Origin of the sequence: Cellulomonas alba (assembly GCF_030362835.1) — a bacterium.
GTDB classification, from domain to species: Bacteria; Actinomycetota; Actinomycetes; order Actinomycetales; family Cellulomonadaceae; genus Cellulomonas; species Cellulomonas alba.
In genome coordinates this window covers 193977-216230 of sequence record NZ_JAUCGQ010000001.1, presented here as the reverse complement: position 1 = coordinate 216230, position 22254 = coordinate 193977, and the positions used below count along the sequence as shown (strand labels likewise).

The following is a 22254-nucleotide window of genomic DNA, read 5'->3' as shown; positions in this document are numbered from 1 at the left end:
GGTGACCCGCGCGGGTGACCCACCAGCCCGGCCAGATCCGCCGCGGCCTGGTGCGACGGGGCGCGTCCCGGGGACAATGCGCTGGTCAGGCTCGGGCAAGGCGAGGGGACGCAGCGATGACGGTCGTGGTGGTCGGCGGCGGGCTCGCCGGGGCGAAGACGGTGGAGCACCTGCGCGACCGGGCGTACGACGGCCGCGTCGTGTTGATCGGGTCCGAGCCCGAGCGGCCGTACGAGCGGCCGCCGCTGTCGAAGGGGTACTTGCAGGGCAGCCAGCCGCGCGAGGAGGCGTTCGTCCACGCGCCGGACTGGTACGCCGCGCACGACGTCGACCTCCGCACCGGCACGTCGGTCGCCTCGATCGACCTGGCCGCCCGTGACGTGCTCGACGCCGCCGGCACGCGCACCGGGTTCGACCACCTCGTGCTCGCGACGGGCTCGGAGCCGCGCAGGATCGACGTGCCCGGCTCCGACCTCGCCGGCGTGCACGTGCTGCGCACGCTCGACGACTCGGACCGCCTCAAGGCCGCGCTGTCCGCACGGCCGCACGTCGCGGTGGTCGGCGGGGGCTGGATCGGCCTCGAGGTCGCGGCCGCCGCTCGCGCCGCGGGGTGCGAGGTGAGCGTGCTGGTGCGCGACCCGCTGCCGCTCGTCGCGCCGCTGGGCCGCGAGCTCGCGCAGGTGTTCGCGGACCTGCACCGGTCGAACGGCGTCGACCTGCGCGTCCGCACCGAGGTCGCGTCGCTCGTCGCCGACGGGTCGGGGACGGCAGTGGGTGCGGTCGAGCTCGCCGACGGCACGCGGGTCGACGCGGAGCTCGTGGTGGTCGGCATCGGCGCCGCGCCCCGCACCGACCTGGCGAAGGCCGTCGGGCTGCGCGTCGAGGACGGCGTGGTGGTCGACCAGCACCTGCGGTCGTCGCACCCGCACGTGCTGGCCGTCGGGGACATCGCGCGCGCGGCGCACCCGTTCCTCGGCACCCACGTGCGCGTCGAGCACTGGGCCAACGCGCTCAACCAGCCCGCGACCGCGGCCGCCACGATCGTCGGTGCCGACGAGCCGTACGACGCGCTCCCGTACTTCTTCACCGACCAGTTCGACCTCGGCATGGAGTACATCGGCCACGTCGGGAGCCATGGGTACGACGAGGTCGTGGTGCGCGGCGATCTCGAGGCGCGTGAGTTCGTCGCGTTCTGGCGCCGCGAGGGGCGCGTCCTGGCGGGGATGAACGTCAACGTGTGGGACGTCGTCGACGACGTGCAGGCGCTGATCCGCTCGCGCGCGGTCGTCGACCGCGACCGGCTCGCGGACCCCGACGTGCCGCTGGCGGAGCTGCGCTGACGGCGGCGCGTCAGCCCGCGGACGCGCCGGCCGGCTCGTCCGTGGTCTCCTCCTCGAGGACCGCTCGGAGGACCACGAGGTGGCTCAGGTCGACCTCGCGCACCGCCGTGACGAGCACGAGGGTGCCGTCCGCCGCCAGCGCCCGGAGCCGGTCGAGCGCCGCGACACCCGCCGGGTCCGCGAGCTCCGTGCGGTAGCGCGCCGCGAACCCGTCGAACCGCTCGGGGTCGTGCGCGTACCAGTGCCGCAGCTCGGTCGAGGGCGCGGCGTCGCGCAGCCACTCGTCGAACGGCGCGTCGTCCTTGCGGACGCCCCGCGGCCACAGGCGGTCGACCAGCACCCGGTGCCCGGCGGAGGGGTGGTCGTAGACGCGAGCCGTGCGAATCACGCAAACCAGTCTCCGCCCGGCGGGTGATGTGCGCGCCTTCACAACTTGACGGCTCCGAATGCGTGAATTCGGCGTGACGAGGCGGCTAACCTCGATGTCGCAGGCCGTGTCCCTCCCCGCAACCGGCCTGTGCCCTGCCGCCGCCGGCATCTCCGGCAGCGGTGCACGGAGCTAACCGGAGGACCCATCACCGTGAGCGTTGTCGACCTGCCCGCCGTGGAGCAGCCTCGCTCCCGGCGTGCCGCGCTGCGCGAGCTCGCCCTGTGCTTCGGCCTGTACGCGCTGTACGACGTCACGCGCCTGTGGGCGCGGGGCGGGGAGCTGTCGGCCCGGCGGCATGCGCTGTCCGTGCTGCACGCGGAGCAGCTGCTGGGCATCGACGTCGAGCGGGCCGTGAACCACGCGGTCACGCCCATCACGTGGCTCAGCGTCTTCTCGTCGTACTGGTACGCGACGATGCACTTCATCATCACGCCGCTCGTGCTCGTGCTGCTCTATCGGCACCGGTTCGACGTCTACCGGATCGCGCGGACCGCTCTCATGGGCGCGACGTTCCTCGCGCTGGTCGGGTACTTCTTCTTCCCGACGGCACCGCCGCGGCTCCTCACCGGCTACGACTACCTCGACACGGTCGAGTCGACGTCGCGGTACGGCTGGTGGCCCGGTCCGGACAGCACGGGCGGCCACGCCACCAACCAGTTCGCCGCGATGCCGTCGATGCACGTCGGCTGGGCGCTGTGGGTGAGCCTCGTCATCGCGATCCTGGTCCGGCGACGGTGGCTCAAGGTGCTGGCCTTCGCGTACGTCGCGACCACCCTGTTCGTGGTGGTCGCGACGGCGAACCACTGGGTGCTCGACGCCGTGGCCGGCGCGGCGCTCGTGCTCGTGTGCTGGTGGTTCTCCGCGCGGCAGGCCCGGCTCTCGCGCCCTGCGGAGCTCAGCAGGGTGCCCGGCCAACCCCTCGACAACACGGCGGGGCACGGCGAGCCGGCCTACGCGGGCTCGGCCGACGCGCCCGCGCCGCGTCCTGGGAGCGATCCCGCCGACGAGCGCCGGGAACGACCCGCCGGCTGACGGCGATCGCGCCGACGTCACGCAGAGGCGACGACACGGTGAAGGCCCGGTCCCGCAAGGGTGACCGGGCCTTCGTCGTCCTGCGGCGCGGCCGGCTAGAGCACGTGCGCGAGGAAGTCCTGCGTCCGCGCCTCGCGCGGGTTGTCCAGCACGTCTGCGGGCGCGCCGTGCTCGACCACGACGCCGTCCGCCATGAAGACGACCTGGTCGGCCACCTCGCGCGCGAACCCGATCTCGTGCGTCACCACGACCATCGTCATGCCCGACGCCGCGAGATCGCGCATCACGGCCAGCACCTCCCCGACGAGCTCGGGGTCGAGCGCCGACGTGGGCTCGTCGAAGAGCATGAGCTCGGGGTCCATGGCGAGCGCCCGCGCGATCGCGACGCGCTGCTGCTGGCCGCCCGAGAGCTGCGCCGGGTAGTGCGCGGCGCGGTCGGTCAGGCCGACCCGGTCGAGCAGCGCGTTCGCCCGCTCGGTGGCCTCGGACTTGCTGCGCTTGAGCACCCGCACCTGCGCCTCGACGACGTTGCCGAGCGCCGTCATGTGGGGGAAGAGGTTGAAGCGCTGGAACACCATGCCGATCGCCGCGCGCTGGTGAGCGATCTGGCGGTCGGTCAGCCGGAACAGCGTGGGCTGCCCCCGGCGGGTGCCCTCGCGGTAGCCCATGAGCTCGCCGTCGACGCGGATGCGGCCGCCGCTGAGCTCCTCGAGCTGGTTGATGCACCGCAGGGCGGTCGACTTGCCCGAGCCGGACGGGCCGAGCACGGCGGCGACCGTGCCGGCCGGGACCGTGAGGTCGATGCCGCGCAGCACGTGGTTGTGGCCGAACCACTTGTGCACGCCCTCGAGCTCGACCATCGGCGTGGTGGCCGTCGACGCGGTCATGCGGCGCCTCCCTGCGGACGGCCCATGTCGTCGAAGACCGTGGCCTCCGGCGTCGTGCGCGCGGCGTTGATCGCCGCCTGCCTGTTCGTGCGCCTGCCGCCGTGGCTCTCGAAGCCGCGGCCGTAGTAGCGCTCGAGGTAGTGCTGGCCGACCATCAGCACGCTCGTGATCGCGAGGTACCACAGTGCCGCCACGACGAGCAGCGGCACCGGGTCAAAGATCCGGTTGCCGATCGCGTTCGTCGCGAAGTTGAGGTCCTGCGTGAACGGCACCGCGAGCACGAGGGACGTCGTCTTCAGCATCGAGATCGTCTCGTTGCCCGCGGGCGGGACGACCACGCGCATGGCCTGCGGGATCACGATGCGGCGCAGGATCGTGCCCTCGTGCATGCCGAGGGCTCGCGCAGCCTCCGACTGCCCGGTGTCGACGCTCGACAGCCCCGCGCGCACGATCTCCGCGAGGTAGGCCGCCTCGTTGAGCGCGAGCCCGATGATCGCGGCCCGGCTCGCGGTGAACACCTCGGCCGTCGTGAAGTGGAAGAGCTCCGGACCGAACGGCACGCCGACAGAGAGCTTGGGGTACAGGACCGAGATGAGGCCCCAGAAGATCAGCTGGGTGTAGATCGGCGTCCCGCGGAAGAACCAGATGTAGACCCACGCGACGTACCGCATGACGCGGTTGTCGGACCGCCGCATGACGGCGAGGAAGAGGGCCAGCACGCAGGCGATCGCCATCGAGGCAACCGTGAGCACCAGCGTCCAGCGCACGCCACGGAGCACGGGCTCGCTGAACAGGTACTTCCCGACGGTGGGCCAGCCGAAGTTGTCGTTCGTGATCAGCGCGTTGACCGCCATGGCGGCCAGCACGAGCACCACGACCGCGGACGCCCAGCGGCCAGGGTGCCGCACCGGGACGGCGTCGACCCGGTGCGGCACCCTGGCCTCGGACTGGTCGGACAACGTCAGCTCGCGCTCGGGTTCAGCGTCGCGGTCTTGACGGCGCCGACCTCGTTGCCCCAGGCGGCCAGGATCTTGCCGTAGGTGCCGTCGTCGATGAGCTTCTGCACGGCCTTCTGCACCGCGCCGGTGAGCGCGTCGTCGCTCTTCGAGGTGACGATGCCCTGCGGAGCGCTCTCGAAGACGTCGCCGAGCTGCTCGAGCTTGCCGTTCGTCTGCGCGACCGCGTAGGCGATGATCGGCGAGTCGGCGAACATCAGGTCGGCCTTGCCGCCGACGAGCGCCGTGGTGACGTCGCTCTGCTGCGCGTACTTGAGCGCCTGCGGCGCCGGCTTGCCCGCGTCGGTGCACTTCGGCGTGATGACCTTGGTCAGCTCGTCGTCCTCGACCGTGCCGGTCTGGACGCCGACGATCTTGCCGCAGATGTCGTTGGGGTCGATCTTCTTCGGGTTGCCCTTGGCGACGGCGTACGCCTCACCGGCGTTGAAGTACTCGATCATGTTCGCCTTGGCCTCGCGCTCGGCGGTGATCGTGAACGACGAGATGCCCACGTCGTACTTGGAGCCGATGGCCGGGATGATGCCCGTGAAGGGCGCGGTCTGCACGTCGGCCTTGACGCCGAGCACGTTGCCGATCGCCTTGATCAGGTCGACGTCGTAGCCGACGGGGGTCTTGCCGTCCTCCGCGATGTACTCCGCGGGTGCGTAGGTCGTGTCGGAGCCGACCGTCAGCGTGCCCTTCGACTTGATCGCGTCGGGCAGCAGCGCGGCGATCGTGTCGTCCTTCTTGACGGACGAGACGTCGAACTTGCCGCTGGTCGAGCCGGTCTCCGAGCTGCCGGACGAGGAGCCGTTGCCGCAGGCGGCGAGGGTGAGCGTCGCGACGAGCGCGCCAGCGACGAGGAGGGGGGACGTGCGCACGGGGCCTCCAGAGGCGGGGTCGAGGGCGGACGCGTCCGGCCCTTCGGGGAGCATCACAGCAGAGATGTGCGGCCGGACGATAGCGCCGCCGTGTTACTCAGAGGTATCAGTGTCCAGCAGGAAGGCGCGTGTCCGGGGGAGAGCCCGGTCCGGTTCGCGTGGAACGCCCGTTCCGCGACGTGTGGGTCTCGTGCAGGTCACCGCCCCAGGGTGACCGCCACGACGTCGGCGACCTGGGCGAGGTCGGGCTCGTGGTTGACGCCGTCGACGAGCTCGAGGCGCGCGCCGGGGATCGCCGAGACGGCGTGGTCGGCCGCCGCCGCGAGGAACGGCGTCGAGTCCCGGCCGCGGACGACCACGACCGGCGCGGCCGGGTCGCGCAGCGTCGCGGGGTCGGCGTAGCGCGCGGTGACGGCGGCGTCGTAGACGAGGCTGGGCGCGATCGCGACGAGAGCGGGCCAGAACGGCGCGCGCCGGATGCCCTCGACGACGTCGGCGGGCATGCCGATCACCTCGCGCTGGAACAGCACGACCGCGTCGTCGGGCCGGCCCTCGGCGACCAGGCGCTCGAGGTCGGTGCTGCGGTCCGCACGCGGCGGCGCGCCGGCGGGGAGGAACGGCGGCTCGATCGCGACGACCGCTGCCGGGACCACGCCCGCTGCGGCCGCGGCGAGCGCGAGCTGCGCGCCCGACGAGAAGCCGACGAGCGCCACGCTGCCGCCGAGGTCCGCGACGATCGCGGCGACGTCGTCGAGCTCCCGCTCGACCGCCCCGGAAGCGGTGGCGGTCGCGTCCGTGCTGTCACCACGGGCCCGGCGGTCGACGGTGACCGCGAGCAGGCGGGTCCCGAGCGCCTCGGCGAGCGGCCGCAGCCGGGAGCGGTCGTTGAACGCGCCGCCGAGCAGGACCGCCGCGGGCCCGTCGCCGCGCGTGCCGTGCTCCTCGAGCGCGATCGAGGTGCCGTCCGTCGAGGTGATGAGGCGCATCGTCGTTCCTCTCGTCGCGGGGCCGTCGCCGAGCCCGACGACAGGTCTATCGGAAGGCGCCCACGCGCGCCGGGCGCCGCGCGCGCCTCACACCTCGAACCGGTAGCCCATGCCGGGCTGCGTGAGGATGTGCCGCGGCGCCGCCGGGTCGTCCTCGAGCTTGCGGCGCAGCTGCGCCGAGTAGACGCGCAGGTAGTTGGTCTCGTCGGAGTACGCCGGCCCCCAGACCTCCTGCAGCAGCTGGCGGCGGGGCACGAGTCGGCCGCGGTTGCGGACCAGCACCTCGAGCATCGCCCACTCGGTGGGCGTCAGGCGCACCTCCGTGCCCCCGCGGAGCACCTGCCGGCGGGCGAGGTCGACCGTGAGGTCGCCCGCGACGACGACGGCGTCCCCGTGGTCGGTGGGCCCCGCCGAGCGGCGCACCGCGGCGCGCAGCCGAGCGAGGAGCTCGTTCATCGCGAACGGCTTCGTCACGTAGTCGTCGGCGCCCGCGTCGAGCGCCTCCACCTTGTCCTCGCCGTGCTGCCGCGCGGACAGCACGACGATCGGCACCCGCGTCCAGGCGCGGAGCGCGGTGATGACGTCGACGCCGCTCATGTCCGGCAGGCCGAGGTCGAGCAGCACGACGTCAGGCAGGCGCGCGGTCGCGGCGGCCAGGGCCCCGGCGCCGTCGCCCGCCGTCGTGACGTCCCAGCCGGACGCGCGCAACGTGATGGCGAGCGCGTGCGCGAGGCCCGGCTCGTCGTCGACCACGAGGATGCGGTTGCCGCCGGTCATGGCGTCCTTCCTGCGCGGGGGACGGTCACGAGCATGGTGAGGCCGCCGCCGGGCGTGTCCTCCGCGACGACCTCGGCGCCGACCGCGGAGGCGAGGCCGCTCGCGACGGCGAGCCCGAGCCCGAGGCCGGTGCCGGACGTGTCGCCGAGCCGCTGGAACGGCTCGAACAGGTGGTCCTTGAGGTCGTCCGGCACGCCCGGCCCGGCGTCGACCACGCGGAGCACGATGCGGTCCGAGAGCGCGGCCGCGGTGACCGTGACGGGCTCGCCGGCGGGGGAGTGCCGCACCGCGTTCTGCACGAGGTTGGCGACGACGCGCTCCAGAAGGCCCGGGTCGGTCAGCACGAGCGGCAGCGACTCGCGCACGTCGAGCGTGACCGCACCCGGCGCGTAGCCGTCGACCGCGAGCGGCACGATCTCGTCGAGGCTGGTCGGTCGCAGGACCGGACGCACGCTGCCCGTCTGCAGCCGGGACAGGTCGAGCAGGTTGTCGATCAGCCGCTCGAGGCGGGCGGTCGCGTCGCCGAGCGTCTCGACCAGCGTCGCGCGGTCGGCCTCGTCGAGCTCGAGGTCGACGTTCGTCAGGCCGTCGACCGACGCGCGGATCGTCGCGAGCGGCGTCCGCAGGTCGTGCGAGACGGCCGCGAGCAACGCGGTGCGCGTCGCGTCCGCCTGCTCGAGGACCCGCGCCTGCTCCGCCTGGGCGCGCAGCCGCTCGTGCTCGAGCAGGATCCCCACCTGGGACGCGAACGCATCGAGCACGCGCCGGTCGCTGGCCGGCAGCGCGCGGCCCGCGAGCGCGAGGACGCGGTGCTCGTCGACCGTCAGCACGGTGCCCGCTCCGGCGGGTGCCTCCGGCGGGTCGGTGCCCGCGCTCGCGAGCGTGCTCCACCGGCCGTCGCGCTCCTCGAGCAGCGCGACGGCCTCGAGCGTGAACGTCTCGCGCAGCCGCGCGACGAGCGCGTCGGCCGTGTCGTCGCCCGCGAGGACGCTGCGCGACACCGCGGCGAGCGCCGAGGCCTCGGCGCGGGCGCGGAACGCCTCGCCGGTCCGCCGCGCGGCGAGGTCGACGACGGATGCGACCCCTGCCGCGACGAGCACGAACACGACCAGCGCGAGCGCGTTCTCGGGCTGGTCGATCGTCAGCCGCCCGCGCGGCTCGATGAAGAACCAGTTGAGCAGCACGAACCCGAGCACCGCGGACACCACGGCGGGCCACAGCCCGCCCACGAGCGCCACCGCGACGGCCAGCGCGAGGAACGCCATGAGATCGGTCGAGAGCAGCAGCCGCCCCCGCAGCGGAGCGAGCAGCGCGACCAGCAGCACCGGCCCGGCGACGGCGAGCACCCAGCCGACGGTGCGACGGACGGGGGAGAGCGCCGACGGCCGGCGACCCCGCACGCGCCCGGCGCGCGCTCTCTCGTGCGTGACGAGGTGGACGTCGATCGCTCCCGCGACGCGCGCGATCTGCGTGCCCGTCGAGTCGATGAAGACCTCGCGCCACCGGCTGCGCGTCGAGACGCCCACCACGATGAGCGTCGCGTTCTCGCCCCGCGCGAAGTCGACGACCGCCGACGCGACGTCCTCGCCGACGACGGTGTGGAACGTGCCCCCGAGCGACTCGACGAGCCGCCGCTGCTCGGCGATCGCGGCGGGTGGCGCGCTCGGCAGCCCGTCGGTGGCGAGCACGTGCACCGCGAGCAGCTCGGACCCGGCGCCGCGCTGGGCGATCCGCGCCGCGCGGCGGATCAGCGTCACGGCCTCCTCGCCGCCCGTCACCGCGACGACGATCCGCTCGCGCGCCGGCCACGGCTGCTCGATGCGATGGTCCTGCCGGTAGGTGGCGAGCGCGGCGTCGACGCGATCCGCGAGCCACAGCAGCGCGAGCTCGCGCAGCGCCGTGAGGTTCCCGACGCGGAAGTACGACGAGAGCGACGCGTCGATCTGCTCGGCGCGGTAGACGTTGCCGTGCGCGAGGCGGCGGCGCAGCGCCTGCGGCGGCAGGTCGACGAGCTGGATCTGGTCCGCGTCGCGCACCACCTGGTCGGGCACCGTCTCGCGCTGCCGCACGCCGGTGATGGCCGCGACGTCGTCGTTGAGCGACTCGAGGTGCTGCACGTTGACCGTGGTGATGACGTCGATCCCCGCGTCGAGCAGGTCGTGCACGTCCTGCCAGCGCTTGGGGTGGCCCGCGCCCGGCACGTTCGTGTGCGCGAGCTCGTCGACCAGCACGACCTGCGGCGCGCGCGTGACGACCGCCGCGACGTCGAGCTCGCCGAGCGTCACGCCACGGTGCTCGAGCATGCGGCGCGGCACGACCTCGAGGCCCTCGACCTCGGCGGCGGTCCCGGCGCGGCCGTGGGTCTCGACCAGGCCCACGACGACGTCCGTGCCGCGTGCCAGGCGCCGGTGCGCCTCGTCGAGCATCGCGTACGTCTTGCCGACGCCCGGCGCGGCGCCGAGGTAGACGGTGAGGCGGCCGCGGCGGCGGCCGTCCGTCCCCTCGGTCGGCGACTGGGTCACGGGGCCATTGTCCGCAGCGCCAGGTTCAGCGCGAGCACGTCGACGCGCGGCTCGCCGAGGATGCCCAGGTCGCGGCCGTCGGTGTGCTCGTCGACGAGTCGCTGCACCGCTGCGACGGACATCCCGTTCTCGCGCGCGACCCGGGCGACCTGGAGGCGCGCGTAGGCCGGCGAGATGTCGGGGTCGAGGCCCGAGGCCGACGCGGTGACGGCGTCCGGGGGCACGGCCGACGGGGCGACGCCGTCCTCGGCCGCGACCGCGGCCCGGCGCTGGTCGATCTCCGTCACGAGCTCCGGCGAGAGCGGGCCGAGGTTCGAGCCGCCCGACGCGAGCGTGTCGTACCCGTCGCCGGCCGCCGACGGGCGGCCGTGGAACCACCGGGCTGCGTCGAACTGCTGCCCTACGAGCGCGGACCCCACGGCCCGCGACCGGTCGGTGGTGCGGCCCCCGGCCGCCGTGACGAGCGAGCCGTCGGCCTGCCAGCGGAACAGCGCCTGGCCGACACCGGTCACGGCGAGGGGGTACGCGAGGCCGAGGAGCACGGTGAGGACGAGGAGCACGCGCAGCCCTGCCCAGCTCTGACGGGCGAAGGCGAGGGCGGTGCTGCCGGACGTGGGCGCGGTCATCAGTGGATCCCGGGGAGAAGAGTGACGAGGAGGTCGATGAGCTTGATGCCGACGAACGGCGCGATGACGCCGCCGAGGCCGTAGACCAGCAGGTTGCGCCGCAGCATCCGGGCCGCGGACGCGGGCGTGTACCGCACGCCGCGCAGCGACAGGGGCAGCAGCGCGACGATGATCAGCGCGTTGAAGATGACGGCCGAGAGGATCGCCGACTCGGAGCTGTGCAGGTGCATCACGTTGAGCACCGACAGCTGCGGGAACGCGGCGACGAACATCGCCGGCAGGATCGCGAAGTACTTGGCGACGTCGTTGGCGATCGAGAACGTCGTCAGCGCGCCGCGCGTGATGAGCAGCTGCTTGCCGATCTCCACGATCTCGATGAGCTTCGTCGGGTTCGAGTCGAGGTCGACCATGTTGCCGGCCTCCTTGGCTGCGGTCGTCCCGGTGTTCATCGCGACGCCGACGTCGGCCTGCGCGAGCGCGGGCGCGTCGTTGGTGCCGTCGCCCGCCATCGCGACCAGCCGGCCGCCCGCCTGCTCGCGCCGGATCAGCGCGAGCTTGTCCTCCGGCGTCGCCTCGGCGAGCACGTCGTCGACGCCGGCCTCGGCCGCGATCGCCTTCGCCGTGAGCGGGTTGTCGCCGGTCACCATGACGGTGCGGATGCCCATCGCGCGCAGCGCGTCGAACCGCTCGCGCATGCCCTGCTTGACGACGTCCTTGAGGTGGATGACGCCGAGCACCCGCGCCGGTGCGGAACCGACCCGCTCGGCCACCACGAGCGGCGTCCCGCCGGACGCGGAGATCGCGTCGACCGTCGCGGCCACCTCGGGCCCGGTGTGGCCGCCCGTGGCGTGCACCCAGTGCGTGACGGCGGCCGCGGCACCCTTGCGCACCCGGCGGCCCGAGGCCGGCAGGTCGACCCCGCTCATCCGGGTCGTCGCGGTGAACGGCACGAGCTCGGCACCCGCGAGCTCGCCCTCGGCACGCTCGCGCAGCCCGAACCGCTCCTTGACGAGCACCAGCACCGATCGGCCCTCGGGCGTCTCGTCGGCCATCGAGGACAGCTGCGCCGCGTCGGCGAGCGCCTCGGGCGAGACGCCCGCGGCGGGCAGCAGGTCGGCCGCCTGGCGGTTGCCGAGCGTGATCGTCCCGGTCTTGTCGAGCAGCAGCACGTCGACGTCGCCCGCCGCCTCCACCGCGCGCCCCGACATCGCGAGCACGTTGCGCCGCACGAGCCGGTCCATGCCCGCGATGCCGATCGCGGAGAGCAGCGCCCCGATCGTCGTGGGGATCAGGCAGACCAGCAGCGCGACGAGCACGATCAGCGGCTGCCGCGCGCCCGAGTACACCGCGAACGGCTGCAGCGTCACGACGGCGAGCAGGAACACGATCGTCAGGACGGTGAGCAGCACGTTGAGCGCGACCTCGTTGGGTGTCTTCTGCCGCTCCGAGCCCTCGACGAGCGCGATCATGCGGTCCACGAACGTGTGGCCCGCGGGCGCGGTGATGCGGACGACGATGCGGTCGGACAGCACGACGGTCCCGCCCGTGACCGCCGACCGGTCGCCGCCGGACTCGCGGATCACGGGCGCCGACTCGCCGGTGATCGCCGACTCGTCGACGCTCGCGACGCCCTCGACGACGTCGCCGTCGCCCGGGATGGTCTCGCCCGCCACGACGACGACCACGTCGCCGACGCGCAGCGCGGACGACGGCACCTGGACCGCGGGGAGCGACGCGAGGTCGCCGCCGTAGTCGAGCGTGTCCTGCGGGGCGGTGACGCGGCGAGCCGTCGTCTCCCGCTGCGTGGCGCGCAGGCTCGCGGCCTGCGCCTTGCCGCGGCCCTCGGCCACGGACTCCGAGAGCGTCGCGAACAGCACGGTGATCCAGAGCCACACCGCGACGGCCCACGCGAAGACGCTGGGGTCGACGACGGCCAGGACTGTCGAGAAGGCCGCGCCCACCTCGACCACGAACAGCACGGGCGCGTCCCACAGCTTCCTCGGGTCGAGGCCGCGCAGCGCACCCGGCAGCGCGGCGGCGAGCTGCCGCGCCGACAGCGTCGGCGCGGTCGTCTCGACCCGCGCGGGGTGCGACGTGGGGGCGGGGGACAGGACGGTGCTCATGAGAGGGACTCCACGACCGGACCGAGGGACAGGACGGGCACGAACGTGAGGCCGACGACCACGACGGTCACGGCGACGACGAGCCCGACGAACAGCGGGCGGTGCGTCGGCAGCGTGCCGGCGCTGGCCGGGACGGTGCGCTGCGACGCGAAGCGCCCGGCGAGGCCGAGGACGAGCGCGATCGGCACGAAGCGCGTCACGAGCATCGCGACGCCGAGCAGCACGTCGTAGAACGTGCTCGACGCGCCGAGCCCGGCGAACGCCGACCCGTTGTTGTTCGACGCCGACGTGAGCGCGTACAGCACCTCCGACAGGCCGTGCGGGCCGGCCTGCGAGATGCCGTCGCGGCCCACCGGCAGCGCGACGGCCAGCGCCGTGCCGATCAGCACGAGCGCGGGCATCACGAGGATGTACAGCGAGACGAGGGTGATCTCCTGGCGGCCGATCTTCTTGCCGAGCAGCTCGGGCGTCCGGCCCACCATGAGGCCCGCGACGAACACCGCGATGATCGCGAGGACGAGGAGGCCGTACAGGCCCGAGCCGACGCCGCCGGGCGCGACCTCGCCGAGCATCATCGTGAAGATCGTCATGCCGCCGCCGGGTGCGGTGAGCGACTCGTGCATCGAGTTGACCGCGCCGGTGGACGTGCCCGTGGTCGACGCGGCGAACAGCGCGGAGGCCGCCGGACCGAACCGGAGCTCCTTGCCCTCCATCGCGGCGCCGGCGGCGGCGGGCGCGAGCCCGGGACCCGCGACCTCGGCCCACGTGGTGAGCGCGACGGCGAGCGCCCACAGCGAGCCCATCACGGCGAGGACGGCCCAGCCCTGACGACGGTCGCCGACCATGACGCCGAACGTGCGGGGCAGCGCGAACGGGACGACGAGCAGCAGCACGATCTCGAGCGTGTTCGTCCACGGTGTCGGGTTCTCGAGCGGGTGCGCCGAGTTGGCGTTGAAGAACCCGCCGCCGTTCGTGCCGAGCTCCTTGATCGCCTCCTGCGACGCGACCGGGCCGCCCAGCAGGTGCTGCGTGCCCCCGGCGACGGTGGACACGTCGGAGAACGCGTGCAGGTTCTGGATGACGCCGCCCGCGATCAGCGCGATCGCGGCGACGAACGCGAGCGGCAGCAGGATGCGGACGCTGCCCCGCACGAGGTCGGACCAGAAGTTGCCGACGCGCCCGTGCGCGGACGACCGGGCCAGTCCGCGGACCAGCGCGATCGCGACCGCCATGCCGACCGCGGCCGAGACGAAGTTCTGCACCGCGAGCCCGGCCATCTGGAGCAGGTGGCCCGCGGCCTGCTCGCCCGAGTACGACTGCCAGTTCGTGTTCGTCACGAACGACACGGCCGTGTTCCACGCGGTCGCGGGGTTCATGCCCGGCATGCCCACGTCGAGCGGGAGCCACGACTGCAGCCGGGCGAGCGCGTAGAGGAGCAGCACCGACGCGAGAGAGAAGCCGAGCAGCGACAGCAGGTAGGTGCTCCAGCGCTGGTCCGCGTCGGGGTCGACGCGCATCAGCCGGTACCCGGCCCGCTCGACGCGCAGGTGCCGCGCCGACGAGTAGACGCGTGCCATGTAGGTGCCGAGCGGCACGTGCGTGGCGGCGAGCACGAGCACGACGACGCCGAGCTGCGCGAGCACGATCCAGGTGGGCTCCACGGCTCACCGGACCTTGTCGGAGCGCAGGAGCTGCACGAGCAGGTACACGAGCAGCGCGGCACCGATCACGAGCCCGACCCCGTCGGTGCCGCTCACGACCGGTCCACCCGGCGCGCGACGAGAGCGATCGCGGCGAACAGCGCCACGGTCGCCACGATGAAGGCCACGTCGGCCATGGGTCTCACTGCACCTTCGACGTCCCGCACCCGGCCTCGACCGGGCGGCACCCCGGAGTGGGGCACGGCTCAGGTCTAGGCCCGCGCGGACCTCGTGCGGCGCGCCTTGACGGATCGTTGACGGCGGCGGGCGTCGCCCTGACGGCGTCCTGACGTGGGTGGCCGCGCCGTGCCCCGGCGTCGGCCGTCGCGCCTCGCGCTCCGCCGGGCGGTCACGCCTCCGGGCTGCCGCCGACCGGCGGCGGGCGTCGCAGGAAGCCGGTGCGGCCGGCCCATGGCCGGCGAAGGTGTTCCGCACAACGAGGAAGCGGCGTGGTCCCGGTGGGGACCACGCCGCTGTCCTGCAGTGATGCGGTGGGCGATACTGGGTTCGAACCAGTGACCTCCTCGGTGTGAACGAGGCGCTCTACCACTGAGCCAATCGCCCGCGACCTCGGTCCGTGGACCGCGTCGTGGAGGATGCTACCCAACCTCACGGGAGATTCCGAACCGGTCCCGTCGGGCGGCGAGGGCCCCCTCGAGAGGCCACGCGGGTGGCCTGCGTCATCCCTCGGCGTGTCGGACACGGTGGGAACACCCAGACCAGCGCGTCCGCCGGTGCTCCCTCCGGGTGAACTACCGTCCTGCATCGGGCCAATCGGTCAGGTCGGCTGCCATGATGGGACCTCCAGCCCATGTGAACAGGAGGACCACGATGACGCAGTCGCCGTACGACGTCGTCGAGGTCGTCGCCATGCAGCTCATCGGGTCCGACGCGAGCGTCATCCCGGTGAGCGCCGAGCTCGGCTTCCGGGCATCAGACCCGTACACCGTGCGTGCAGTCTTCACCGGACCGCACACGATGTCGACGTGGCTGATCGGTCGGGAGCTTCTCTCGTTGGGCATGCACGCCACCGCCGACGAACCGGCGGGCACAGGTGACGTGCAGGTCTGGCGGGACGAAGACCCGGACTACACCCTCGTGTCGCTGAGCGGCGTCGAGGGAAGCGCGTTGCTGGCGGCACCCACCGAGCCCATCGTCCGGTTCCTTGCCGGCACCGAGAAGCTCGTACCGATCGGCACCGAGAGCGACCGCATGGAGGGCGAGATCACGGCCCTCATCGCGGCGCTCCTCACCGCCTGATCCATCCCCCTCCAACGACCGGCCCCGCAACGTCGCGGAGCCGGTCGTTCGCATTCCCGCCGGCGCGCCTCTCAGGGATCGACCTGGTCGTCGGCGCGCGCGTCGAACGCCGCGCGGGCCGCGAGGCTGACCTCGCCCGGCTCGACCTCGACCTCGTCGAGCGCGACCACAGGCGACACGTTGCGGACGGAGCCCGTCACGGCGAGCTGCGCGGTGCCCGCCAGCACGTCGTCGAGCACCGCGTAGGGCAGGTCGGCCTCGCGCGCCGCGATGCCGGCCTCGGGCGCCCACTCGAGCAGCAGCTCGCGGGTGATCCCCGCGAGGCAGCCCGAGGTCAGCGGGGGAGTCAGCAGCTCTCCGTCGCGCTCGACGACGACGTTCGACCCGGTGCCCTCGCAGAGCAGGCCGAGCGTGTTGGCGAGGATCGCCTCGTCGGCGCCGCGCCGCGTCGCCGCGGCCAGCGCGACGACGTTCTCCGCGTAAGAGGTCGTCTTGAGCCCGGCGACCGCCGAGCGCTCGTTCCGCACCCAGGGCACGCGGACCACGCGCGCGAGCGGGGTCGGTGCTCCGGGGCCGACCAGGACGACCACGGTCTGGCGCTGGTCGTCCGGCTCGAACCGGCCCGAGCCGAGGGGCCCCGCGCCGCCGGTGACGGTGATCCGCACCCGCCCGGCATCCGGGCCCGCCGCGGCCATCGCCACGGCGACGCCGTCCCGGACGAGCTGTTCGTCCGGCTCGCCGAGCCCGAGGCCGAGAGCGGAGGTGCGCAGCCGGCGCAGGTGCCGCGTGAGGGCGAAGGGCTGCCCGCGTCGCACGCCGAGCGTCTCGAACACCCCGTCGCCGACCGTCAGGCCGTGGTCGATGCCGGCGACCAGCGGCGCGTCGGGGGAGTGCAGGCGTCCGTCGGACCAGATGACGATGCTCACCCGGGCAGTCTGTCAGCGCGACGACGCGAGCCCCACCAGACGCGCGGCCTTGAGCTCGGTCTCGGCCCACTCGCCCTCCGGGTCGCTCTGCCACGTGATGCCCGCGCCGGTACCGAACCGGAGCGTCCCGCCCGCATCGGGCGTCCACCAGAACGTGCGGATGCCGACGGCGAGCTCGGCGCGGACGGTGCCGTCCGCGGTCACCTGGATCCAGCCGACGGCACCGCAGTACGGGCCGCGAGCCACGGGCTCGAGCTCGGCGATGACGTCGAGCGCGGAGGACTTGGGCGCGCCCGAGACGGAGCCCGGGGGGTACGTCGCGGCGAGCAGGTGCCGCCAGAGCACGGGTGATGCCGCGTCGGCGAGCGTCCCGCGGACCGTCGAGACGAGGTGCACGAGCCCGGGGTGCTGCTCCTGCGCGAGCAGGGCGGTCACCTCGACCGTGCCGGGCGCGCAGACGCGCTGGAGGTCGTTGCGGACGAGGTCCGTGATCATGACGTTCTCCGCGCGATCCTTGGCGGACAAGCCGGCCGCCGTCGGCGCGGTGCCCTTGATCGGGCCGCTCGTCACGACGTCGCCCTCGACCCGCAGGAACAGCTCGGGGGAGGCGGTGACGACCCACGCCTCGCCGGGCACGTGGACGCCGCCCGCGAACGGCGCAGGGTTCCCGGCGACGAGCCGTTCGTGCAGCGCCCGTGCGTCGGGCTCGCCGCCCTCGGCCGGAAGCGGCGCCGCCAGCACCCGGCAGAGGTTCGCCTGGTAGACGCGGCCCTCGCGGATGTCGTCCCGGATCCGGGCGACGGCCGCGACGTACGCCGCACGGTCCAACGACGTGCGCCACGAGTCGGTCGCGGGACCGGTCCACCGGCGCCCGTCGGCCCCGTCGTCGGGCGCGACCTGGGCGAACCGCCACGCCGTCACCGTGCCCTCGAACGTCCCGACCACGGCCCACCACCCGGGCGTCGCGAGGCGCTCGGGCTCCGCGACGACGTCGACGCGTTCGAGCACGCCACGCGCGCGCCGGCCCGCGAACCAGGCCTCGCCGGGTGCGCCGGCCGCCGGCTGCGGGTGCCCGGTGGGGCGGTCGTCGAGCACGCGTCCACGCTAGCCGGGCGCCGCCCGGGGGCCGTTCAACGTCCGTCTCCCGCGTGATCACGCGGGGTTCGGGGCCGGTTGGACTCTCGCCTCGGAGGTCGGTTAGAGTCTGGGACGCACACGGAACGCCGGTGAGAACCGGGGGACGTGCAGCGCGGACGTGGCTCAGTGGTAGAGCATCACCTTGCCAAGGTGAGGGTCGCGGGTTCGAATCCCGTCGTCCGCTCGGAGGCTATCCACATCGGCTCCACCGGCCGTTGAGGACTGCGGTCTCAGGGTGGAGTGGCCGAGAGGCGAGGCAGCGGCCTGCAAAGCCGTATACGTGGGTTCGAATCCCATCTCCACCTCGTAGCTCGACGACAACTCGATAACCCCACGGGCGATTGGCGCAGCGGGAGCGCGCTTCCCTGACACGGAAGAGGTCACTGGTTCGATCCCAGTATCGCCCACCAGCATCACCGCAGGTCACGAGGCCGCCACCGGGAGACCGGGGCGGCCTTTCGTGTGTCGTACCCGTTCCTCACCGGCAGCCGCAGGCTCTCACCAGTGACATCGCCCCGCATGCTCTCCGCGCCGGCGGCGCCTGCGTCACGGTATACAGGCGGTGCAGGCACGTTCCGGACTCCGGAAGGGAGGCCCGCGGCGGCATGAGCGTCGAGCCGGAGGGCGACCCGGCCGAGCCCGCCCTGGTCGAGGCGCGCTGGCCGATCCTGTGCGCCGTGGTCACGGCGATGGCGTTGACGGTCGTCCGGCCGGGGTCGGTGCGCGTCCTGCCGTCGTGGGTCCTGCCGGTGATCGAGATCGCGCTGCTCGTCGCCGTGGTCGCCAACGACCCGCTCCGGGTCGACCGTCGGGCGATCGCGTACCGGCGTGTGGCGCTCTTCGTCGTGACGTTGCTGGTGCTCGACATCGCTGATGTCGACGGCGCTGCTGATCGACGTCCTCATCCACGGCGGTGCCCTCACCAACTCGGCGCAGGCGCTGCTGACCGCCGGCGCCGGTGTCTGGTTCGGGAACGTGATCGCGTTCGCCTTGCTCTACTGGTTGCTCGACGGCGGTGGGGCTGCCGCGCGAGCGCGACGACTGCCGGGCGGCCCGGTCGACCTCGCGTTCCCGCAGCACCTGAACCCCGAGCTCGCGCGGGCCGGCTGGCGTCCCCGGTTCGGTGACTACCTGTATCTCGGCCTGACGGCTTCCACGGCGTTCAGCCCGACCGACGTGATGCCGCTCTCGCAGCGGGCCAAGCTCGCGATGGGGGCGCAGTCGGTGATCTCGCTGGCGGTCCTCGGGCTGGTGATCGCGCGTGCGGTCAACGTCTTCTCCTAGCGGCCTCGGCGTCGAAGCTGGGGCCGGTGTGGTGGCCGCACCCGGTCGGTTCCCCGCGTCGGCCTCACCCGCGGCGAGGGAGGCGGCCGGTGCGACAGCGCGCCTAGCGTCGAGGCGCACGTACCGGACACTCATCGAGGGAGCAGTCATGTCGGACGAGGAGATCATGGCCGCGGCGGCCGTCACCGACGGGGCGTACACCCTGCTCATCGCGGACTTCGCCGATGCGGAGCTCGCGACGCAGGCATACGAGGCGCTCAAGGCGGCCGAGGACGGCGCGACCGTGAAGATCGAGGGCGCGGTCGTGGTCAAGCGGGACGTCGACGGCGAGGTCAAGGTCGTCACCGCGACCGACGCCAGCACGCGTCGGGGACTGACCTGGGGCGTCGTGGGCGGCGTCGCCCTCGGACTGATCTTCCCGCCGTCCGTGCTGGGCAGTGCCGTCGCGCTCGGGGCGGTCGGGGCGGCGACGGGCAAGGGCCTCGAGATCCGCCGCCGCAAGGGTCTGGAGGCGGACCTGAAGGACGCCCTCGAACCGGGCCACTCGGGCATCGTCGTGCTGGTCTCGGACCCGGCCGCGGTCGAGCTCCGCAAGGCGCTCGACAAGGCTGCCGCGATCGTGGAGAAGGCCGTCGACAAGGCCGAGGCGGTCGAGCTCAAGGCGGCGGCGGACCAGCTGGCGTCCATCGAGCCGTAGCGCACGCCGGCGCGTCGCGACGCCCGGCGCGCGTGTCTCGTACCCAGCTGTCTGCAGGCGGACTTGCGCCCAGGCCACGAGGTTAGGCTAACCTCACGCGACTGCTGGCGAACTGATGACACCTGGGGTGCTCGGTGGGACTCGGAACCACACTGCTGCTGGGCCTGATCGCGGGCGCGACGATCCTGATCGGGCTTCCGGTCGGCCGGGTGCGCTCGGCTTCGCCGTCGCTGAAGCTGTTCCTCAGCGCCACCGCCGTCGGCGTGCTGCTGTTCCTGGTCTGGGACGTGCTGTCCGCGGCGTGGGAGCCCATCGACGCGGCGCTCGGCTCGATCCACGACGGGGACGGCGGCGCGGGCACGGCGGTCGGCTACGGCCTGGTCGCCGTGGCCGGACTGGCCCTCGGGCTGCTGTCGCTCGTGTTCTACGAGCGGTGGATGGCACGTCAGCTGAGGCCGACGCGTCCGTCCGGGCCCGGTGCGATGACCCTGGGGGAGACCACCCGCCCGCGCGGCATCGCGGCGTGGTCGGACGCGCGGCGGCTGGCGCTGATGATCGCCGTCGGCATCGGGCTGCACAACTTCGCCGAGGGTCTCGCCATCGGGCAGTCGGCGGCCTCGGGCGAGATCGGCCTCGCGATGATGCTCGTCGTCGGCTTCGGCCTGCACAACGCCACCGAGGGGTTCGGGATCGTGGCGCCGCTCGCCGCGGACGTGGACGAGAACGGGGTGGCGCGGCGCCCGAGCTGGGCGTTCCTGCTGGCGCTCGGTGCGATCGGGGGCGGTCCGACCTTCGTCGGCACGCTCGTCGGGCACGGCTTCACCAGCGAGGTCGTCTCCGTCGCGTTCCTCAGCGTGGCGGCGGGGTCGCTGATCTACGTCATCACGCAGCTGATCGGGGTCGCCACCAAAGCGCGACGCAGCGACCTGCTCGCGTACGGGATCCTCGTCGGCCTCGTCGCCGGGTTCCTCACCGACGCGATCCTCACCGCCGCCGGGGTCTGACGCGCGGCACCGCGTCCGTCGCCGAACGAGGCCCAGGCGGTCCGCCCTGGTCGGTGCGCGTGGCGACGCGTACGGTGCGCTCATGGGTCGAGCCGGGGTCCGGGCTGCAGTGACCGGCGTGCTGACATCATCGGTCCTCGTGCTGGCCCTCGCGGCGTGTGCGGGCAGCTCGGGGGAGCCGGCGGCGAGCGGGACGCCCGCGCCCACACCCGCCGCGCCGACCACGCGTGCCGCCATCGACGACGTACCCCTCGCCGGCGGAGCGAGCGGCGCGGGGCTGCCGCCCGGTGCCGAGGCCGGCTCGATGGGCGGGCCCGGTGCCGGCTGGACCGCGCAGGACGGGCTGCTCTACGTCGTCACGTACGGCTCGAGCACGTGCCCGATCCTCGCCGAGTCGCCCGCCACGTCCACGGGCACGACGCTCGTCGTCACGTTGACGTCGCCGAGCAGCGGCCCGTGCACGATGGACCTCGCGCCGACGACCAGTGTCGTCGCCGTGCCGGACGCCGTCGACGAGAGCGCGCCGGTGCGCGTCGACCTGGGCCACGACCAGGTCGTGACCGTCGCACCGCGGCCCGCGGCCGGCGCGGCGGGCCCGATCGCGTGGGTGGCGGCCGGCTGACGCGGTGCCGGGCGCTCGCGCGCCGGCCTCCAGCAGTCGGGCACCTGGCGTCCATCACGCCCGGGACGCGAGAGGCTGTCGTCATGGGCCACGACCACGACCACGCCCCGGCCGGCGGACGCGAGCAGCGCGCGCGGCTCGCGATCGCGTTCGCGATCACGTGCGCGATCCTGCTCGCGCAGGCGGTCGGTGCTGCCGTCACCGGGTCGCTCGCGCTGCTCGCCGATGCGGCGCACATGCTCACCGACGCCGCCGGGCTCGCGCTCGCGCTGTTCGCCGCCACGCTGACGCTGCGGCCGCCGTCGCCGCGGCGCACGTGGGGGTACCGGCGCGCGGAGGTGCTCGCGGCGCTCGCGCAGTCGGCCCTGCTGCTCGCGGTCGGCGTGTACGTGCTGGTCGAGGCGGTGCGCCGGCTGTTCGCGCCGCCCGAGATCGCGTCGGGGCAGCTGGTCGTGTTCGGCGTGATCGGACTCGTCGGCAACCTGGCGGCGCTGCTGGTGCTGGCCGGTCAGCGCACGTCGAGCCTCAACCTGCGGGCGGCGTTCCTCGAGGTGCTCAACGACGCGCTCGGCTCGGTCGCGGTCATCGTCGCCGCCGTCGTCATCGCGACGACCGGGTGGTACCAGGCCGACGCGGTCGCCGCGGTGCTCATCGGCGTCCTGATCCTGCCGCGGGCCGCGAGGCTGCTGCGCGAGACGACCGCCGTGCTGCTCGAGTCGACGCCACCTGGGCTCGACCTCGACGCCGTGCGGACGCACCTGCTCGGCGTCGAGCACGTGCGGGACGTCCACGATCTGCACGCGTCGCTCATCGCGACCGGGCTGCCCGTGATCAGCGCCCATGTGATCGTCGACGACGGCTGCTTCCGCGACGGTCACGCGCCGCGCATCCTCGACCAGCTCCAGGCGTGCGTGTCGCGGCACTTCGACGTCTCGGTCGAGCACTCGACGTTCCAGATCGAGCCCGCGTCCCACCGCGACCACGAGCTGCCCACCCACGCCTGACGACACCCGCGCCGGCGGGGC

Annotated in this window: 21 protein-coding genes and 4 tRNA genes; 11 read left to right on the top strand and 14 right to left on the bottom strand. The window is 73.6% G+C overall.

Features of this window, described 5'->3' with window-relative positions; all coding sequences use genetic code 11:
• The first annotated feature begins 116 nt into the window (after window positions 1–116).
• Window positions 117–1340: an NAD(P)/FAD-dependent oxidoreductase gene (locus QRT04_RS00995; protein ID WP_289453015.1), complete on the top strand. Its 1224-nt coding sequence runs from the start codon at window positions 117–119 to the stop codon at window positions 1338–1340.
• 10 nt (window positions 1341–1350) lie between these two features.
• Here the strand turns inward: QRT04_RS00995 and QRT04_RS00990 are convergent, their stop codons facing one another.
• Complete coding sequence (locus QRT04_RS00990) at window positions 1351–1728, bottom strand: DUF488 domain-containing protein (protein WP_289453014.1); 378 nt, start codon at window positions 1726–1728, stop codon at window positions 1351–1353.
• Window positions 1729–1920: 192 nt separating this feature from the next.
• Between QRT04_RS00990 and QRT04_RS00985 the strand changes: the two genes are divergently transcribed.
• A complete protein-coding gene (locus QRT04_RS00985) occupies window positions 1921–2802 on the top strand; it encodes a phosphatase PAP2 family protein (protein ID WP_289453012.1) in 882 nt (293 codons plus the stop codon).
• A gap of 95 nt (window positions 2803–2897) precedes the next feature.
• Here the strand turns inward: QRT04_RS00985 and QRT04_RS00980 are convergent, their stop codons facing one another.
• From QRT04_RS00980 to QRT04_RS00930, 11 genes are all read right to left on the bottom strand, one after another.
• The gene (locus QRT04_RS00980) at window positions 2898–3689 is read right to left on the bottom strand and encodes an amino acid ABC transporter ATP-binding protein (protein ID WP_289453011.1); all 792 of its coding nucleotides are present in this window, start codon (window positions 3687–3689) and stop codon (window positions 2898–2900) included.
• A complete protein-coding gene (locus QRT04_RS00975; RefSeq protein ID WP_289453010.1) occupies window positions 3686–4648 on the bottom strand; it encodes an amino acid ABC transporter permease in 963 nt (320 codons plus the stop codon). The genes QRT04_RS00980 and QRT04_RS00975 overlap by 4 nt, the downstream gene beginning before the upstream one ends.
• A 2-nt stretch (window positions 4649–4650) precedes the next feature.
• Entirely contained in the window at window positions 4651–5565 is a 915-nt protein-coding gene (locus QRT04_RS00970) for an ABC transporter substrate-binding protein (RefSeq protein WP_289453009.1), read from the bottom strand.
• 197 nt (window positions 5566–5762) lie between these two features.
• A complete protein-coding gene (locus QRT04_RS00965) occupies window positions 5763–6551 on the bottom strand; it encodes an alpha/beta fold hydrolase (protein ID WP_289453008.1) in 789 nt (262 codons plus the stop codon).
• A gap of 87 nt (window positions 6552–6638) precedes the next feature.
• Window positions 6639–7328 (bottom strand): response regulator, encoded by a 690-nt coding sequence (locus tag QRT04_RS00960; protein WP_289453007.1) that lies wholly within the window; start codon window positions 7326–7328, stop codon window positions 6639–6641.
• Complete coding sequence (locus QRT04_RS00955) at window positions 7325–9754, bottom strand: DUF4118 domain-containing protein (RefSeq protein ID WP_456064475.1); 2430 nt, start codon at window positions 9752–9754, stop codon at window positions 7325–7327. Before QRT04_RS00955 ends, QRT04_RS00960 begins: the two co-directional genes overlap by 4 nt.
• Window positions 9755–9846: 92 nt before the next feature.
• Window positions 9847–10476, bottom strand: a complete 630-nt coding sequence (kdpC, locus tag QRT04_RS00950; protein WP_289453005.1) for a potassium-transporting ATPase subunit KdpC — start codon at window positions 10474–10476, stop codon at window positions 9847–9849.
• The gene (kdpB, locus tag QRT04_RS00945) at window positions 10476–12599 is read right to left on the bottom strand and encodes a potassium-transporting ATPase subunit KdpB (protein WP_289453004.1); all 2124 of its coding nucleotides are present in this window, start codon (window positions 12597–12599) and stop codon (window positions 10476–10478) included. The genes kdpC and kdpB overlap by 1 nt, the downstream gene beginning before the upstream one ends.
• Window positions 12596–14260 (bottom strand): potassium-transporting ATPase subunit KdpA, encoded by a 1665-nt coding sequence (kdpA, locus tag QRT04_RS00940; RefSeq protein ID WP_289453003.1) that lies wholly within the window; start codon window positions 14258–14260, stop codon window positions 12596–12598. Before kdpA ends, kdpB begins: the two co-directional genes overlap by 4 nt.
• A gap of 3 nt (window positions 14261–14263) precedes the next feature.
• Complete coding sequence (locus QRT04_RS00935; protein WP_289453002.1) at window positions 14264–14356, bottom strand: potassium-transporting ATPase subunit F; 93 nt, start codon at window positions 14354–14356, stop codon at window positions 14264–14266.
• A 435-nt stretch (window positions 14357–14791) separates the two neighbouring features.
• A tRNA-Val gene (locus QRT04_RS00930) sits at window positions 14792–14863 on the bottom strand.
• A 267-nt stretch (window positions 14864–15130) separates the two neighbouring features.
• Here QRT04_RS00930 and QRT04_RS00925 point away from each other — a divergent pair.
• Window positions 15131–15559: an SsgA family sporulation/cell division regulator gene (locus QRT04_RS00925; protein WP_289453001.1), complete on the top strand. Its 429-nt coding sequence runs from the start codon at window positions 15131–15133 to the stop codon at window positions 15557–15559.
• 71 nt (window positions 15560–15630) lie between these two features.
• Here QRT04_RS00925 and QRT04_RS00920 read toward each other — a convergent pair whose 3' ends face one another.
• Window positions 15631–16485 (bottom strand): aminotransferase class IV, encoded by an 855-nt coding sequence (locus tag QRT04_RS00920; protein WP_289453000.1) that lies wholly within the window; start codon window positions 16483–16485, stop codon window positions 15631–15633.
• 12 nt (window positions 16486–16497) lie between these two features.
• Window positions 16498–17580 carry a chorismate-binding protein gene (locus QRT04_RS00915; RefSeq protein ID WP_407653522.1) on the bottom strand — a complete coding sequence of 361 codons (1083 nt, stop codon included), beginning with the start codon at window positions 17578–17580 and terminating at the stop codon, window positions 16498–16500.
• Window positions 17581–17734: 154 nt separating this feature from the next.
• Between QRT04_RS00915 and QRT04_RS00910 the strand changes: the two genes are divergently transcribed.
• From QRT04_RS00910 to QRT04_RS00875, 8 genes are all read left to right on the top strand, one after another.
• A tRNA-Gly gene (locus QRT04_RS00910) sits at window positions 17735–17806 on the top strand.
• 50 nt (window positions 17807–17856) lie between these two features.
• Window positions 17857–17927: transfer RNA gene (locus QRT04_RS00905), tRNA-Cys, on the top strand.
• Between the two features lie 30 nt (window positions 17928–17957).
• A tRNA-Val gene (locus tag QRT04_RS00900) sits at window positions 17958–18032 on the top strand.
• A 463-nt stretch (window positions 18033–18495) separates the two neighbouring features.
• Window positions 18496–18906 (top strand): hypothetical protein, encoded by a 411-nt coding sequence (locus tag QRT04_RS00895; protein WP_289452999.1) that lies wholly within the window; start codon window positions 18496–18498, stop codon window positions 18904–18906.
• A 148-nt stretch (window positions 18907–19054) separates the two neighbouring features.
• A complete protein-coding gene (locus tag QRT04_RS00890) occupies window positions 19055–19603 on the top strand; it encodes a DUF1269 domain-containing protein (RefSeq protein ID WP_289452998.1) in 549 nt (182 codons plus the stop codon).
• Window positions 19604–19737: 134 nt separating this feature from the next.
• Entirely contained in the window at window positions 19738–20607 is an 870-nt protein-coding gene (locus QRT04_RS00885) for a ZIP family metal transporter (RefSeq protein WP_289452997.1), read from the top strand.
• An 82-nt stretch (window positions 20608–20689) separates the two neighbouring features.
• Window positions 20690–21229, top strand: coding sequence for a hypothetical protein (locus QRT04_RS00880; RefSeq protein ID WP_289452996.1), 540 nt, complete (start codon window positions 20690–20692; stop codon window positions 21227–21229).
• 83 nt (window positions 21230–21312) lie between these two features.
• On the top strand, window positions 21313–22233 hold the full coding sequence (locus QRT04_RS00875; RefSeq protein WP_289452995.1) for a cation diffusion facilitator family transporter: 921 nt from the start codon (window positions 21313–21315) through the stop codon (window positions 22231–22233).
• Window positions 22234–22254 lie beyond the last annotated feature (21 nt).